At 63.6% G+C, this 15,176-nt stretch carries 17 protein-coding genes and 1 pseudogene; 12 read left to right on the top strand and 6 right to left on the bottom strand.

Translation table 11 applies throughout. The annotated features are described in order from the left end of the window. Positions 1-196: 196 nt before the first annotated feature. From AC0V8S_RS14630 to AC0V8S_RS14620, 3 genes are all read left to right on the top strand, one after another. The gene (locus AC0V8S_RS14630) at positions 197-646 is read left to right on the top strand and encodes a universal stress protein (protein WP_475438114.1); all 450 of its coding nucleotides are present in this window, start codon (positions 197-199) and stop codon (positions 644-646) included. A 97-nt stretch (positions 647-743) separates the two neighbouring features. After that, positions 744-1,019 (top strand): type II toxin-antitoxin system TacA family antitoxin, encoded by a 276-nt coding sequence (locus AC0V8S_RS14625; protein ID WP_475438113.1) that lies wholly within the window; start codon positions 744-746, stop codon positions 1,017-1,019. A 92-nt stretch (positions 1,020-1,111) separates the two neighbouring features. After that, entirely contained in the window at positions 1,112-1,669 is a 558-nt protein-coding gene (locus tag AC0V8S_RS14620; RefSeq protein ID WP_475438112.1) for a sugar O-acetyltransferase, read from the top strand. An 8-nt stretch (positions 1,670-1,677) separates the two neighbouring features. Here AC0V8S_RS14620 and AC0V8S_RS14615 read toward each other — a convergent pair whose 3' ends face one another. Both AC0V8S_RS14615 and AC0V8S_RS14610 read right to left on the bottom strand, forming a co-directional pair. Next, positions 1,678-2,427, bottom strand: a complete 750-nt coding sequence (locus tag AC0V8S_RS14615) for a sulfite exporter TauE/SafE family protein (protein WP_475438111.1) — start codon at positions 2,425-2,427, stop codon at positions 1,678-1,680. A gap of 21 nt (positions 2,428-2,448) precedes the next feature. Then, positions 2,449-2,658 (bottom strand): hypothetical protein, encoded by a 210-nt coding sequence (locus AC0V8S_RS14610; protein ID WP_475438110.1) that lies wholly within the window; start codon positions 2,656-2,658, stop codon positions 2,449-2,451. Between the two features lie 148 nt (positions 2,659-2,806). Between AC0V8S_RS14610 and AC0V8S_RS14605 the strand changes: the two genes are divergently transcribed. Next, complete coding sequence (locus tag AC0V8S_RS14605; RefSeq protein ID WP_475438109.1) at positions 2,807-3,679, top strand: LysR substrate-binding domain-containing protein; 873 nt, start codon at positions 2,807-2,809, stop codon at positions 3,677-3,679. Between the two features lie 26 nt (positions 3,680-3,705). Here the strand turns inward: AC0V8S_RS14605 and AC0V8S_RS14600 are convergent, their stop codons facing one another. Then, positions 3,706-4,434 (bottom strand): SDR family oxidoreductase, encoded by a 729-nt coding sequence (locus AC0V8S_RS14600; RefSeq protein WP_475438108.1) that lies wholly within the window; start codon positions 4,432-4,434, stop codon positions 3,706-3,708. A gap of 135 nt (positions 4,435-4,569) precedes the next feature. Between AC0V8S_RS14600 and AC0V8S_RS14595 the strand changes: the two genes are divergently transcribed. Continuing rightward, positions 4,570-5,466: an AraC family transcriptional regulator gene (locus AC0V8S_RS14595; protein WP_183461798.1), complete on the top strand. Its 897-nt coding sequence runs from the start codon at positions 4,570-4,572 to the stop codon at positions 5,464-5,466. A 207-nt stretch (positions 5,467-5,673) separates the two neighbouring features. Here AC0V8S_RS14595 and AC0V8S_RS14590 read toward each other — a convergent pair whose 3' ends face one another. Further along, complete coding sequence (locus AC0V8S_RS14590; protein WP_183461800.1) at positions 5,674-6,585, bottom strand: AraC family transcriptional regulator; 912 nt, start codon at positions 6,583-6,585, stop codon at positions 5,674-5,676. A 93-nt stretch (positions 6,586-6,678) separates the two neighbouring features. On the opposite strand from AC0V8S_RS14590, the gene AC0V8S_RS14585 reads away from it, so the two are divergent. The 7 genes and pseudogenes from AC0V8S_RS14585 to AC0V8S_RS14555 all read left to right on the top strand — a co-directional run bounded on the left by AC0V8S_RS14585 (position 6,679) and on the right by AC0V8S_RS14555 (position 12,343). After that, positions 6,679-7,416, top strand: a complete 738-nt coding sequence (locus AC0V8S_RS14585) for an SDR family oxidoreductase (protein WP_183461802.1) — start codon at positions 6,679-6,681, stop codon at positions 7,414-7,416. A 110-nt stretch (positions 7,417-7,526) separates the two neighbouring features. Then, positions 7,527-8,030, top strand: a complete 504-nt coding sequence (locus AC0V8S_RS14580) for an Lrp/AsnC family transcriptional regulator (protein ID WP_183461804.1) — start codon at positions 7,527-7,529, stop codon at positions 8,028-8,030. Beyond that, entirely contained in the window at positions 8,027-9,187 is a 1,161-nt protein-coding gene (locus AC0V8S_RS14575; RefSeq protein WP_183461806.1) for a saccharopine dehydrogenase family protein, read from the top strand. Before AC0V8S_RS14580 ends, AC0V8S_RS14575 begins: the two co-directional genes overlap by 4 nt. A 102-nt stretch (positions 9,188-9,289) precedes the next feature. Further along, on the top strand, positions 9,290-10,078 hold the full coding sequence (locus AC0V8S_RS14570; protein ID WP_010910742.1) for an ABC transporter substrate-binding protein: 789 nt from the start codon (positions 9,290-9,292) through the stop codon (positions 10,076-10,078). A gap of 123 nt (positions 10,079-10,201) precedes the next feature. Continuing rightward, positions 10,202-10,873, top strand: a complete 672-nt coding sequence (locus tag AC0V8S_RS14565; RefSeq protein ID WP_183461808.1) for an amino acid ABC transporter permease — start codon at positions 10,202-10,204, stop codon at positions 10,871-10,873. Further along, positions 10,870-11,544 carry an amino acid ABC transporter permease gene (locus AC0V8S_RS14560; protein ID WP_183461810.1) on the top strand — a complete coding sequence of 225 codons (675 nt, stop codon included), beginning with the start codon at positions 10,870-10,872 and terminating at the stop codon, positions 11,542-11,544. The genes AC0V8S_RS14565 and AC0V8S_RS14560 overlap by 4 nt, the downstream gene beginning before the upstream one ends. A 71-nt stretch (positions 11,545-11,615) precedes the next feature. Next, positions 11,616-12,343 (top strand): annotated as a pseudogene (locus tag AC0V8S_RS14555) (amino acid ABC transporter ATP-binding protein). Between the two features lie 164 nt (positions 12,344-12,507). On the opposite strand, the gene AC0V8S_RS14550 reads toward AC0V8S_RS14555, so the two are convergent. Further along, the gene (locus AC0V8S_RS14550) at positions 12,508-12,933 is read right to left on the bottom strand and encodes a DUF6314 family protein (RefSeq protein ID WP_475438107.1); all 426 of its coding nucleotides are present in this window, start codon (positions 12,931-12,933) and stop codon (positions 12,508-12,510) included. Between the two features lie 89 nt (positions 12,934-13,022). Then, complete coding sequence (locus AC0V8S_RS14545; protein WP_475438106.1) at positions 13,023-15,005, bottom strand: tetratricopeptide repeat protein; 1,983 nt, start codon at positions 15,003-15,005, stop codon at positions 13,023-13,025. Between the last annotated feature and the right edge of the window lie 171 nt (positions 15,006-15,176).

Raw genomic sequence — 15,176 nt, 5'->3', positions numbered from 1 at the left:
TGACCGCATCGCTGATGGCAGGCTGCACCGGAATGGCCTCACATTGGCGCGAGTTCCCAAACTGTCCTTGCCTGGCCTTCATCCGCATCAAGCTGGCCCTGTGAGCAGACCGGCAGCGCAACTATATCAGGATGAGCCGCATCAAGGCTCCCGCCACCCCAAGGGCACCGGCCCTTGCACAACAGGTCAGACCATCATGTACAAACATCTGCTCATCGCCACCGACGGATCGGAACTGGCCGACAAGGGCGTTGCCCATGGCCTCACATTGGCAAAAAGCATTGGCGCCACCGTCACCTTCGTCACGGTCTCGGAACAATTCCCGATCTTCGCCTGGGGCGGCGCCATGGCCGGCTTTGCCGCGGGCGATGAACTGGCCACCTATCAGGAAGAGGCGCGCAAATACGGCAAGGAGGTTCTGGCCAAGTGCCAGGCTTCAGCCGACGCGGCCGGCGTGTCCGCCGAGGTGATCCATGTCGAGGACAAACGGCCCGCCGAGGCGATCCTGGAACTGTCGCAGGCGCGAGGCTGCGACCTGATCGTGATGGCCTCGCATGGCCGCCGCGGGCTGGGCAAGCTGCTTCTCGGCAGCCAGACGGCGGAAGTGTTGTCCTACACCACAATCCCGGTGCTGGTGGTTCGGTAATAGACCCGGCGCTCTTCATATGCCCGAAGGTCAAGGCGACGGGGTTCATATTGTACGGATTCAATCCATACTGCGTATCTAGGCAAAGGAGCTACCAATGCCCCGCAACGTCAGTGACAACGGTCGAATCGATTTCCGGATTGCGCCCGAAGCGAAAGCCATGATCGCCCGTGCGGCGGCCTTGTCGAATGTCGGCCTGACCGAGTTCATTACGCGCTCCGCACTGCGTGACGCCCAGGCTGCGATCGAACGAGCCGAACATCTTACGCTGTCAGAACGGGACAGCCTGCGCATCCTCGACCTGCTTGAAAACCTGCCCTCCCCGACCAATCGCCTTATCCGCGCCGCCAAGGCCGGTCAGACCCTCGCGTGATCTCCATCACGTGGCAAGAAGTGCCGATCGGGAAGCAACACAACCGTGCCGCCTTCGCCATTCGTTCGACCGCGCCCGGAGGAAAATAACGAATGGCGGATGACAGTCGCACCAGGATAATCGCCGGGAGAACGCCGGAATCGGCAGCCATGCTGGCGGACGTCAAACGGGCGATGACGATCACCGCCCGCCTCAACCGTTTGACGTTCAGCGACGCGGACGAGATCCGCGCCCTGTTCAGCGAGCTCATCGGCAGACAAGTGGATGACGGCTTTCTGCTGATCCCGCCCTTCTACACGACCGGCGGGGCTGACATCCGCGTCGGCCGCAATGTCTTCATCAACCAAAACTGCACGTTTTATGATCTTGGCGGGCTCGACATTGCCGACGATGTGCTGATCGGGCCGAATGTCAGCCTCATCACCTCAGGCCACCCGCTCGAACCGTCACGGCGGCGCGCCTTCACCACCGCAAAGCCGATCGTCATCGAACGCAACGTCTGGATCGCCGCCGGCGCGACGGTGATCGGTGGCGTGACGGTGGGCGAAAACTCTGTTGTCGCGGCGGGCTCGGTGGTCACGAAGAACGTTCCCCCGAACACGCTTGTGGGTGGAAACCCGGCGCGGGTTATCAGGTCGATTGCCGAGTGAGGGCAACCTCACCACAGCGCCTCCAACGCGAGATACGCCCCCAGCACCAGCAGCCCGCCAAGGAACACCGAGCGAAAAGTCTCGACGCTCATCGTCTGGCGCAGCGCCTGGCCGATGAACATGCCGGCCAGCGCCGGCAGCAGCGCCAGGATCGACCCTGTCAGCTGCGCCGTCGGCGACGTCAGCGCGCCCGTCCTGAACAGGCCGATGGCAAGGGCCGCCGTCGAGACCGTGAAAGACAGGCCGAGCGCCTGGATGAGATCTTCCTTCTCCAGCCGCAGCGATTGCAGATAGGGCACCGCCGGGATGACGAAGACGCCGGTGGCGCCAGTGACCAGCCCGGTCGCCACGCCGACCAGCGGCGACATCAAGGTCTCGTGGCGCGCCGGCGTGATGAAGCCAAGCCTGAGCAGGCCGAGAATGGCGTAAAGCACAAGTGCTGCGCCGAGCCCCGCAGAGGCCGCGCCCGCATGTGCGCCGGTCAGCACCCCTGCCCCGGCGACGGTGCCGAGCATGATGCCGGCCATCATCGTCCACAGCCGCTTGCACAGGCCGCCGAAAGATGGACCGGTAAACAACTGCCAGAGATTGGTGACCAGCGACGGGATCAGCAGCAAGGCGGCGGCCTCGGCCGGCGGCATCGTCACCGCCAGCAACCCCATCGCCACGGTCGGCAACCCCATGCCGACGACGCCCTTGACGAAGCCGGCGGCGAAGAAGACGGCGCCGATCCAGGCGGTGATGCCGGCACTCAGCATGACCGCACCTTCACCACGGGATCAGTCATGCAGCAGCATGTCCGTCGCGTCGGCATCTGGTCGGGGTTTCGCCGGCGCGGCATCGGGGCTAATTGAAGCCGCCGTTCTCGTACATCCCCGCAACCCGAGCTGTGCCTGCGCCATGGCAAGCGAAGCCACAGCGACGGCCAGCACGATCGCCGCGCTTTCAAGAATACCGAGCCCTTGCCGGCCTGAGGCCTTGTCACTCATCGCATATCTCCATCGCAAAAGATTTGACGGACATGCGGCTCACGCACAATGTGGAAGTTGCGCTGTCAGCCTTCGGCTAGGGCGAAGGCTGTTTTGTCGAAGTCAGTCGGCTTTCCGAGCTGCGAGACTGTTTGCAGGGAACAAAAAGATGCGCTTCGATCTGACCGATCTCCGGCTGTTCCTGCTGGTGGCCGAGCGCGGCAGCATCACCCATGGCGCCGAACTCGCCGGGCTGGCGCTGGCCTCTGCCAGCGCCCGCATCAAGGGCATGGAGGATCGGCTCGGCGCGCCGCTGCTGGAGCGCCGCCGCCGCGGCGTGGTGCCGACGGCTGCCGGCCAGGCGCTGCTGCATCATGCGCGCGCCGTGCAGAACCAGATCGAGGCGATGGCCGGCGATCTCGGCGCCTATGCTGGCGGCCTGCGGGCGCGTGTACGGCTGATGGCCAACACCGCCGCCACGGCCGAGCTGCTGCGCGACATCCTGCCCGCCTTCCTCGTCGCGCATCCCGGCATCGACATCGATCTCGACGAACGCCCCAGCCACGAAATCGCCGAAGCGGTGGCGGGCGGCGCCGCCGATCTCGGCATTGCCGCCACCTGGGCCGGCCTGTCGCATCTCGAACAGAAACCGTTCTTCATCGACCGGCTGGTGGTGATCACCGCGCGGAACTGGCCCAGCCTCGAAGGCCATGCCGTCAACCTCGCCGACATCCTGGGCGAATCCTTTGTTGGCCTCAGCCTCGGCCACGCGCTGCAGGAGCACATCACCCGCCAGGCCGCCCGCCTCGGCGGCCACCTGCACATCCGCATCCGCGTGCCTGGCCTCGACAATGTCTGCCTGCTGGTCGCGCAAGGCGCCGGCATCGCCATCGTGCCGGAAAGTGCGGCGCGCCGCTCGGCCCGCAAACTGCGCAGCCTGCGGCTTGCCGACGACTGGGCGACCCGCCAGCTCAATCTGTGCGCCCGCAGCTTCGACGAGCTGACACCGCAGGCAAAGCTGCTGGCCGCGGCCCTGGTCTGAACCGAGGCGGATGGCCTGCCGGGCCTTCACCAGGGCAACGGACCCTCATCGTAGAAATAGCCGCCGGTCGGACCGTTCTCGTCCAGGGTCGCCAGGCGAACAATGATCTCGGCCGCCTGCTCCACCGTGCGGTAGCCAGTGTGTCCGTTGAAGTCCGTCGCGGTATAGCCGGGATCGGCCGAATTGACCTTGATGTCAGCCGCCGCAAGCTCCTTCGAAAACGCAACGGTGGCGGCGTTGAGCGCCGTCTTGGAGCTGTTGTAGCCAAGGATATTGATCGCATAAAATTCATTGGCCGGATCGGTCAACCCGCCGAGTGACCCCAGCCCGCTGGAAACCATCACCACATTGGCGCGCGGAGCTGCCTTGAGCAGCGGCAGGAAGGCCTGAGTGGTGCGGATCGGGCCGAACACATTGACCTCGTAGACGTCCTTGATGATGGCTATGGGCTCTTCGCTGGGAGCGAGCATTGAGCCGAGGACGCCGGCATTGTTGACCAGCACATCGAGACGTCCGTCCTCCTGCAAAACGCGCGTGGCGGCCGCCTTGACGCTGGCGTCGCTTGCGACGTCGATATCCAGCACGCGCACGTCATGGCCCTTCTGCCTGAGCTCGGCTGCCGCCGCTTCGCCGCGCTCCCTGTCGCGGCTGCCGAGCCAAACCCTGTAGCCGGCTTCGCCCAGCCGGCGCGCGGTTTCGTAGCCGATGCTCTTGTTGGCACCGGTCACCAATGCGGTCTTGTCGGTCATTTCCATCTCCAGTTTGATCCGTGGTTGGTCTGCGGCAGAGATGGTGCGGACCGCTGGCCGCCGCGTGCCGAAAACTGGTGAGTTCTTGCCTATTCCTGCCGGAAGCTTGATTGCCGGCCGCGCCGATGCGATCTACAGGCTGTGATGAAATCGCTCGACGACCTCAAAGCGCTGGTGATGCGCCATGCGCGCGGCCGGCTGACCGAAACCGGCATTCCCCGCGTCGCCATCATGAAGGGCGAGGCGACGACCGGGCCGTTGCCGGGGCTCTACGACCCAAGGCTTTGCCTGGTCTTGCAGGGCGCCAAATCCGTCATGATCGGCGATCAGCTGCTGCATTACGATGCCGGCCGCTACTTCATCGCCGCGGTCGAGGTGCCAGCTGTCGGCAAGGTTGTGCAGGCCAGCCCGCAACATCCCTACCTCTCCGTCAGCCTGGCCTTCGACACCACGCTCATCGCCTCGCTGCTGCTCGACATGCCGCCCGTGGCCGAGGCGCCGATCGGCCATGGTTTTGCCGTCAGCCGGGCCGACGAGGCGCTGGTCGATGCGTGGCTACGCATGATTGAGCTCATCGATCATCCGGCCGAAATCCCCGTGCTGGCGCCGTTGCTCGAACGCGAAATCCTGTTTCGGCTGCTGCAGGGACCGCAAGGCGCCATGCTGCGCCAGATTGCCGGCGCCGACAGCCGCCTGTCACAGATTCGCCGCGCGCTGGGCTGGATCCGCGCCCACTATGCCGAGCCGTTCCGCGTCGAGGATCTCGCCCGGACAGCCGGCATGAGCGCCTCGGTGTTCCACCGCCACTTCAAGGCGGTCACGGCAATGACGCCGATCCAGTACCAGAAGCGCATCCGCCTCAATGAAGCGCGCCGGCGCCTGCTCGCCACGTCAGGCGATGCGGCCGGCGTCGCCTTCTCCGTCGGCTATGAAAGCGCTTCCCAGTTCAGCCGTGAATATGCCCGCCTGTTCGGTGCGCCACCCCTGCGCGATATCGGCCGCCTGCGCGCCACGCCAGAGCCCACTGAGCTCGCCTGAACGGCATCGCCATCGTGCCGGAAAGTGCCGCTCGGCCCGCCGGCTTCGCAGCCTGCGGCTCAGCGACGACTGGGCAACGCGCCAGCTCAACCTCTGCGCCCGCAGCTTCGACGAGCTGACGCCGCAGGCAAAGCTGCTGGCCGCGGCCATGGCCTGAACCCGGCAGCTCGAGGACGAGCAGTGGGCGACCCAACTACAGCTCGACGTTTACTCCGCGTTTTCGGCCTGCCGGAGCTGCGTCGGGGAACGCCCGAACACGCGCTTGAATGCATTGCCGAAAGCACTTTCGGAGGCGTAGCCGAGCGATTGCGCCAGACTGCCAACCGAAGCCCCGGACCGACGCATGGCGTCCCGTGCGCGATGCATCCGCCAACGAGTCAGATAGTCGAGCGGTGCCATGCCGACGAGTTCCTTGAAATAACGCGCAAAGCCGGAGCGCGACATGCCGATGGACGTGGCAAGTTCATTGACTGTCCAGCCATGGCCGGGATCATTGTGGATCAGGCTGAGGGCAGCGCCGATGCGTCGGTCGGTCAACGCGCCGACCCAGCCCATGCTGCTTGTGCCTTCCTTGGCGACGTAAGCCCGCAACGTCTGCACGAGCAGGATGTCGCCCATGCGGCGTGTCATCAGCGTCGCGCCCATCGACGCCGCATCGAGTTCTTCGTCGAGCACCGCCAGCGAGCCGCGCAGGATCGTCGCTGCCCGATCGCTTCCAGGGATGTGCATGAATCGGGGAAGGGCATCGAGCAGGAGCTGCGCATTGCCGCCTTCGAACACGAAGCTTCCCGCGACCAGCGCCGTTTCATCACCGCCGTGCCGGGCGACATTCGAATGCTCCCAGTCGAAGAACGACATCCCGTCTTCGGGCTGCATGGAAAGATCGTTGGCGATCACATAGGCAGGGGCGTTGGCCAGCAGAAAAGTATCGCCGGGGCCGAGCGGAAAAGGTTGCTCCTCCGGCAATGCGATCCAGCATCGACCACGAAGAACAGCCGCGAACTTCAGCGCGGGTTTCGCCGGAAAACGAAACGACCATCGCCCGCCCACTTCGAGACGCGTGCAACGCGCGCTCGCGATGTCGAGAAGCGAGAGCACGTCGGATAGGGGATCGATCATGGCAGGATTGGACGATCGCGACGAAACAATGGAGTTTCAAGCATAGATAATCCAGACGCCTTTCACAATATTAGATCGTGAAAGGAGACAATCATGTCTGGAATAAAGGGAAAAGTCATCGCAATCACGGGTGCAAGCAGCGGCATGGGCGAGGCAACCGCGCTTCTGCTGGCCGGGCGTGGGGCCAGGATGGTGCTCGGGGCCCGGCGTTCCGATCGCCTTGAGGCGCTCGTCGATCGTATCGAGAGCGCGGGCGGCAAGGCGGCATTCCTGGCAATGGATGTGAAGAACCGTGAGGATCTCACCAAGCTCGTTGCCCTTGCCTGCGACAGGTTCGGCAAGATCGATGTCCTGATCAACAATGCGGGCATCGGTCCGATCTCGCTCCTCGATGAACTGCGCGTCGAGGATTGGGAGGAGATGATCGACATCAACATCAAGGGTCCGCTCTATGGCATCGCTGCCGCCCTGCCGGTGTTCCGCCGCCAGGGCTTTGGCCACTTCATCAACCTTCTTTCCACAGCCGGGCTGACGATCAGCCCGACAATGGCGGTCTATGCCGGAACAAAGAATGCGGTTCGGGCGATCGCCGAAGGCCTGCGGCTTGAAGCCGGCCCCAAGCTGCGCGTGACGAACATATCGCCGGGCATCGTCCAGACAAACTTCGCCGACTCGATGACCAATCCCAAGGTCAAGGCGGAGATCGAAAAACGCATGGGCGAAATCGCCATCACCCCCGATGCGATCAGCCGAGCCATCGCCTTCGCGATCGAGCAACCGGCCGAGGTCGATGTGGGCGAGATCGTCATTCGGCCCACCGCACAAGCCTGATCGTGCTTCTCAGCAACTCTCTCTTGCTGTTATTAAAAATACACCATAAGGTCTTTTCACATAAGAAAGAAAAATCGTTCAATTTTTCTCATTTGTGAAAGACAGGAACTTTGCGGGAACATCTCGATCTGACCGATCGACGGCTGGTCAAACAGCTGTCGCAGGACGCCCAGCCGGGCATCAACCGCCTCGCCGAGACATTGGCGATTTCGGTGCCGACGGTGCGCTCGCGGCTGCGCAACCTGCTCGACCGCAACCTGCTCAAGATCGTCGGGCTGTTGAACCTGACCGAGCGTCCCGAACTGATCTCGGCCATTGTCGGCATCAATGCCCAGGGCCGCGGCCGGGCCCGCGAGCTGGCGCAGCGCATTTCCGAACTGCCCTTCGTCAACTCGGCTTCGGTGGTCACCGGGCGCTTCGACATCATCGTCGACGTGACGGTGGCCGGTGACGTCGCCGATCTCTACCGTGTCACCAGCGAGCTGATCCCCGGTGCCGGCGAGCCGGGCGAAGTCATGCGCAGCGAGACCTTCGTCGTCATGGCGTCCTGCAACAAATGGGTCAGCCTGCCGGAAGGCTGCTGGTCTGAAGACGCGCGCAAGGAGCCGGCATGAAGATCGCGGTTCTCGGCGGCCTCGGCCTGCAAGGCCGGGCGGCCATCGCCGATCTCGTCGCCAGCGGTGTCGAGGAGGTGACCTGCGTCGATACCGCGCCGGATGGTGCGGCCCGGCTGGCTGATCTGACCGACCTTTCCCGCGTGCGTTTCGTCGTGCCTGAAGGCGCGATCGGACCGGCACTTGTGAGCGTGCTGGCTAACGCCGACGCCGTCATCGATCTGTTGCCGCAGCCATTGATGCGCGAGGCAGTGCAAGCCGCCATCGCCACCCGCACACCGCTGGTCACCACCAATTACGGCAAGGCCATCGCCGACCTGGCGCCGGAAGCCGAACAGGCCGGTGTCTCGATCATGACCGAATGCGGGCTCGACCCCGGCATCGACCTCGTGCTCTACGCCCGCGCCGCAAGGCAGTTCGACGCCATCACGTCAATCGATTCCTATTGCGGCGGCATTCCCGAGCCGAAGGCGATGGCCAAGCCGCTTTGCTACAAGGTGAGCTGGAACTTCGACATGGTTCTGGTCAGCCAGAACCGCGACAGCGTGATGATCGAGGACGGCAAGCGCGTCGAAGTGCCCGCCGCCCGCCAGCACGACAGTGCTTTCATCCATGAGATTGAGGTCGCCGGCCTTGGCCGGCTGGAAGCCTTCCCCAATGGCGACGCGCTGCATTATGTCGAGATGCTTCCGGCCGCCAAGGGCCTACAGCGCTCCGGCCGCTACACGCTGCGCTGGCCGGGATGGTCGGCCTTCTGGGCGCCGCTGAAGGAGCTCGGTTTCCTGTCCGAGGACAAGGTGCCCGGCACCTCCAACAGCCCGCGCGAATTCCTCGGCCGGCTGCTCGGCCCGCAACTGCAATACGGTCCCGGCGAAAAGGATTTGTGCGTGATGCGCAATGTCTTTTCCGGCCTCGAAGATGGCCGTGCCAAGACGGTGACATCCGATCTGATCATCGAACGCGACCTGGTGTCCGGCCTGTTCGGCATGAGCCTCGGCGTCGGCTACCCCGCCAGCATCGTGGCGCAGATGCTCGCGCGGCGCGAGATCACCACACCGGGCCTTTTGAACCCGCTGCTGCATGTGCCCGACGAACCCTTTTTCGACGCGCTGGCCAAACGCGGCATCAAGGTTGCCGAGACGGTGACCTGGGACTGAGGATTTTCGAACGGCCCGCCGCCAAACGGCGCCGCCGCTCAAAAAGCGCCCAAGGAAACCCTCGGGCAAAACAACAAAACGACAACAGGGAGGAATGCCAAAATGAAGATTGCCAGACTTTTCATCGCCGGACTTGCGCTCGCGGGCTTGACCGCTGCCGCCAGTGCCGGAACGCTGGACGAGATCACCAAGCGCGGCGAATTGCGCGTCGCCGTGCAAACGCAGGGACCGCCCTTCTCGCTAGTCGGCGCCAATGGCGAACGCACCGGCAGTTCGGTTGAACTGGCCGAGCTGATGGCCAAGGAAATGGGCGTTAAAATCAAATTCCTCGACTTCGACTGGGACGGCCTGATCCCGGCGCTCTTGTCCGGCAAGGCCGATCTGCTGGTCGCCGACATGACGCCGACGCTGGCGCGCGGCATGAAGGTCGCCTTCACCACGCCCTACATGTATACGGGCAGCACCGTCTTCACCAAGGCCGACAGCAAGTTCAAGACCACCGAGGACTGCAAGGCCAAGGGCACCAAGATCGCCGTGCTGCTCGGCGCCACCGGCGAGAAGGAAGCCAAGACCGCCTTCCCCGATGCCGACATCAAGAGCTACAAGGGCGGCGGCCCGCTGCTGCTCGACGCCGTCAACAACGGCCAGGCCGATTGCGGCGTCAACGACGTCTCGGCGGTCAAGGGCCAGTCGACAGCCTATCCGGCCGGCAGCTTCACCATCATGCCGGACTTGCTGTCGAAGGAACCGCTTGCCTTCGCCACCCGCTATGACGAGCCGGACCTGCTGGTCTGGATGAACCTGTTCCTCAACCAGGTCACGATCGACGGCCGCCTGCAGAAGAACCTCGACTACTGGGTGAATTCCGACGCCTGGAAGAAAGATCACTGAGGAATTAGCGAGTAGCGAATAGGGAGTAGCGAATAGGGAATGGCCGTTCCGGCCACGCTTCGCTGCTCCCTACTCGCTATTCGCTATTCCCTATTCGCTATCACCTCTCACCGCCGCACAGCCATGCTCGAAAATTTCAGTTTCCGCACCATCGTCGAATACCTGCCTTTGTTCGGGCAGGGCCTGGTCACGACCGTCTGGCTGTCGGCGCTGTCCTTTGTCGGCGCACTCGTCGTCGGCATCGTGCTGTGCGCCATGAACTTGCAGCGCGGCTGGCTGTTTCGCGCGCCGGCCAAGGCCTATATCGACGCCGTGCGCGCCACGCCCCTGCTGGCGCAGCTTTACTTCCTCTATTTCGGCCTGCCCCGGCTCGGCTTCGTCCTGCCCGAACTCGTCGTCGGCATCCTCGCACTATCTTTGAACAGCGGCGCCTATATCGCTGAAATCATTCGCGCCGGCATCCTGTCGATCCCGCGCGGCCAGGTCGAGGCGAGCGTCGCTTCCGGCATGACCTATGTCCAGCGCATGCGCCTGGTCGTCCTGCCGCAAGCCTTCAAGGTGACGATCCCGCCGCTGCTCGGCCAGGCGATCGTGCTGGTCAAGGATTCCGCGCTGCTGTCGCTGATCTCGGTTGCCGAGTTGACGCGCGCCGGCCAACTGCTCGCCTCCGACCGCTTCATGCCGGCGGAAGGTTTTGTCACCATCGCCGCCTTCTATTTGCTGCTCTACTATTGCCTGAAGGGACTGGCCGTTCTCTCCAGCCGCTGGCTCGGCACGGCGGGGGCGCGCACATGATCTGGCAACAATTCCTCAGCCTCGCCGGCTCCTATCCCCTCGCCTTGCGCGGCCTCGGCATGACGGTGGTGCTGTCGCTGATCAGCCTGGTGGCGGGCACCTTGCTCGGCTTCGGCCTCGGCATCTTGCGCACCGGTGGCAACCGGCTGCTCTCGGGTGTCATCGGCGCCTGGGTCGACCTGATCCGCGGCACGCCGTTCCTGGTGCAGATCTTCCTGATCTTCTTCATCCTGCCGGAATTCGGCATCGAGCTCGATGCCTTCACCGCCGGCATCATCGCGCTGACCAATCTCGCCGCCTGCTTCATCTGCGAGATCGTCGCCGCCGGCATCCGCTCGGTGCCGACAGGCCAGGTCGAGGCAGCGCTGGCATCCGGCCTGTCGCGCTGGCAGCGCATGCGCCAGGTGGTGCTGCCGCAGGCGATGCGCATCGTGCTGCCACCGCTGGTCGGGCAATATGTGCTGCTGATCAAAGACTCTTCCGTCGTCTCGGCCATCGGCCTGACCGACCTCACCCGCGTCGGCTGGCTGGTGGTGCAACGTGTGCCCAATGGCCTGCTGGTCTTCTTCCTTGTCGGCGTCGGCTATTTCATCGTCTGCTATCCCTTGATCATGCTGGCCCGCCGGCTCGAACGCCGCATGGGCGCGGCGCATGGCGAGGTGCAGCTGTGACATCGAACCCCAGAGGTGCGGCCAACATGACCAAACCAACCCAGACCAAAGCCGGCTTAGCCAAAACCGGCATGATCGACTTTCGCGGCGTCAACAAATGGTTCGGCGCGCTCAATGTGTTGAAGGACATCACGCTCAGCGTCGAGCCGCGCGAAGTGGTCGTCGTCTGCGGCCGAGCGGCTCGGGCAAGAGCACGCTGATCCGCTGCATCAACGGCCTGGAGACGATCAAGGACGGCGACCTCGTCGTCGACGGCCAGCGCCTCGGCGACGCCGCCACCAACATGACGCAGCTGCGCACCGAGATCGGCTTCGTCTTCCAGTCCTTCAACCTCTATCCGCACAAGACCGCGCTCGAAAACGTCACGCTGGCCCCTATCCATGTCCGCAAAATCCCGCGCGCCGAAGCTGAAAAGGCCGGGCGCGACTTGCTGGCCAAGGTCGGGCTGGCCGACAAGGTCAATGCCTATCCCGCACAGCTCTCCGGCGGCCAGCAGCAGCGCGTGGCGATCGCGCGTTGCCTCGGCATGCGGCCGAAAATCATGCTGTTCGACGAGCCGACCTCGGCGCTCGATCCCGAGATGATTTCCGAGGTGCTCGACGTCATGGTGGCCGTCGCCGAGGAAGGCATGACCATGATGGTGGTGACGCACGAGATGGGCTTTGCCCGCAAGGTCGCCCAGCGCGTGGTGTTCATGGACGCCGGCGCCATCGTCGAAAGTGGCACGCCCGACGAATTCTTCTCACATCCCAGGACCGACCGCAGCCGGGCGTTTCTGAGCAAGATTCTCAGGCATTGAGGGCGTGCGGCTTAGGGTTTTCCCTTCTGCGCCCTCGAACCTATGTTAGCGGCGCTCACCTGGCATGCTTGGCTCGCATCTTGCTCAGGAATGCAGTGCTGTCGAACGCAATGGGTGCCCAAATTCTTCCCCGGCAATGAGAGCGTTCTCCAGCGCGCGAACTTTTACCCCATGCTCTTCGCGCAGGCGACACGATGGATCGTGCTGTCGATAAAACCACCCAAGGCTTGCGTAGTTCTTGCGCGGCCCCTTGACGCGCCACGCCTCGGCCCATTCGTCCCGTCCGCGAAGAAGAAGCGCCCGACATAGAGATCGGCGCCGCAGAGATGGCGCACGGCCTGCGCCGCCTTCGGCTCCAGTTCGATGAAGTCGCTTCCATCGGCATGAAGGATGCGCATCGAAGCCTCGCCCGGCTCGAGCCGGTAGCGCCGGCTTGCCGGCATTTCATGGGCGCCGATCCGCATGAGCCCACGCTCGGTGAAGGCATCTTCCGTGACCACGGCGTCGCCGGCGAAGCGGTGGGTCGCGCCGGTCAGGAAATCGATCATGGTGCGGCGGACCTTCCAGTCGCCGACAAGGTGGTCTGTCATTGCCTCACTTGGCCCGCCATGGGGACTAGGTATGTTTCCTCGGCCAGATGCCACAGCGCGGCGCGCGTCCATGAAGCGGTGAACCGCCCTCACCGCGCCTTGCCCATGACGCGCAGCGCGTTGGTGGCGGCGGTATACTCAATGAAATCCCGAGGACACCCGGCGAGCGCGAGGCGGTAGAGCCGCAAGGCCTCCTCGTCGCGATGTTGCAGCCGCAAGAATTCCGCCGTGTAGAAATTCGCCTCGCAGACCTGCTCGCTTTCCTTCGTCGCGTCCGGATTGTCGGCGGCCAGCAGCGTGGCCTCCGGCGTCTGCTGGCCGAGCAGCAGACGAACCACTGCCGCCGGCCATTTGGTCATGTCGAGCTTGGCGTCCGCAAGGATGCTGGGCTGCCCGTGGCGCCGCCGCGCAAGATCCGCCCAGATCGCATAATAGGCATCCCTCGGCCGGATCTGGGCGCCCAGTTCGAGATCGGCCTGCGCGCTGGCGGCCGAGCGAAAGTATAACGCGGCAATACCGCGGTTCTGGTAGGCGCCCGCGAATTTCGGTTCGAGGCGCACCGCTTCATCGAAATCGTCGAAAGCGCCGGCAAAGTCGGCCTTGTAGAGCCGGGCGAGGCCTCGCGTGTCGTGGGCGCTGGCACTGTCGGGCAAGATATGGATCGCCTGATCGCAGTCTCTGATGGCGCGATCATATTGTCCCTTGTAAATCCAGGCGTGGCACCGCCCAGTCCAGGCACTGGCATAGTCCGGAACCAGGGTGATGGCCTTGTCGTAGTCGGCAATGGCATAGTCGAACTGGCGCTTGCGGGCCCAGGCCCAGCCACGGTTCTTGTAGGCTATGGCATATCCGTCATCGATGAGGATCGCCAGATTGTAGTCTGCTATGGCGAGGTCGTATTGCCCCTTCGCAACCCGGGCCAGGCCCCGGTTGTCATAGGCGTGCGCATATTTGGGATCGGCGGCTATCGCCTGATCGTAGTCCGATATGGCACGGTCGAGATCGCCCATGTCCGACCACGCCAGGCCACGATTGTTGTAGGCCTTGGCATAGGTCGGATCGATGTTGATCGCCTTGTCGAAATCCGCTATGGCGCGTTCGGCGTCGTTCTTCTGCGACCACGTCCAGCCACGATCATTATAGGCTACCGCATCCCGGGGATCGGCATCGATGGCCTGCCCGTAATCCGCGATGGCACGATCATAGTTCTTCTTGCCGAACCACAAATCACCACGATTGCGGAAGGTCTCGGCGTCACTCGGATCGATCCTGATGGCCTCGTCGTAGTCTGCCATGGCGCGATCGGTGTCGCCCCGCTTGACCCAGGCGTCGGCGCGCCAGCGATAGGCATCGACATGCTTCGCGTCGAGGCTGATCGCCTGGCTGTAGTCCGCTATGGCGCGTTCCGGATTGCCCTTGGAGGTCCAGGCCAGTCCAAGGTTGAAATACTGGTCGGGATTCTCGGGATCGAGAAACACCGCCTGGCTGTAGCTGGTGATGGCGCTGTCATAGTCGCCCTTGCGCAGATACGCATTGCCGAGAAGGTTGTAGACATCGCTGGTTTGCGGTTCGAGACTGATCGCCTTTTTGAAATCGGCGATCGCGCGGTCTTCGTCGCGCTTCTGGCTGTGCCAGATCAGGCCTCGGTTGCCATATGCGAGAGCGAATTGCGGATTGAGCTCTATCGCCCTGCTGTAGTCGGCGAGCGCCCGGTCATAGTCCTTCTTGTGGCTCCAGGTCAGGCCACGATTGTTGAGGGCATCGGCGTCCTTGGGATCGAGTTCGATCGCCTTGTCGTAATCCGACAGGGCGCGATCATATTCGCCGGCCGCGTCCAACGCGTTGCCGCGATCGAAATAGGCAATTTCCCGATCGCTTGCCGAGGTCGCCTTGTCCTCAATCACATTGGTGCAGGCGACGATCCGGTTGGGCGCGGCAAGCTTGTCATTGGCGCAGACATCCATACGGCTGTCGGCAGCCAGGGCGGGAGCGCCGAGCGACAGCAGGATGGCCAGACCCGCGAGAGGTTGCCGCGCCTTTACAATCGATCGCAGGAATCTGGGAAGCATCATGTCAGCAGTTTTGAAGCACAATTGCCGGTTGTTGGCCCTCTACCGACTTGATCAGGCAAATTCCTGATCGCCGCAAGTCACCGCAAAAAAGAAATCCGCTCAGCCAGGCCCGGTTCCACGCCCGTGCGTCCCGGCCAGATGTTCATCCGATCGCGCATAGCGCGATGGCTG

Source organism: Mesorhizobium oxytropidicola (assembly GCF_056174625.1).
Note: the sequence above shows the minus strand (reverse complement) of the source record. Positions and strands in the feature narration are given on the sequence as shown.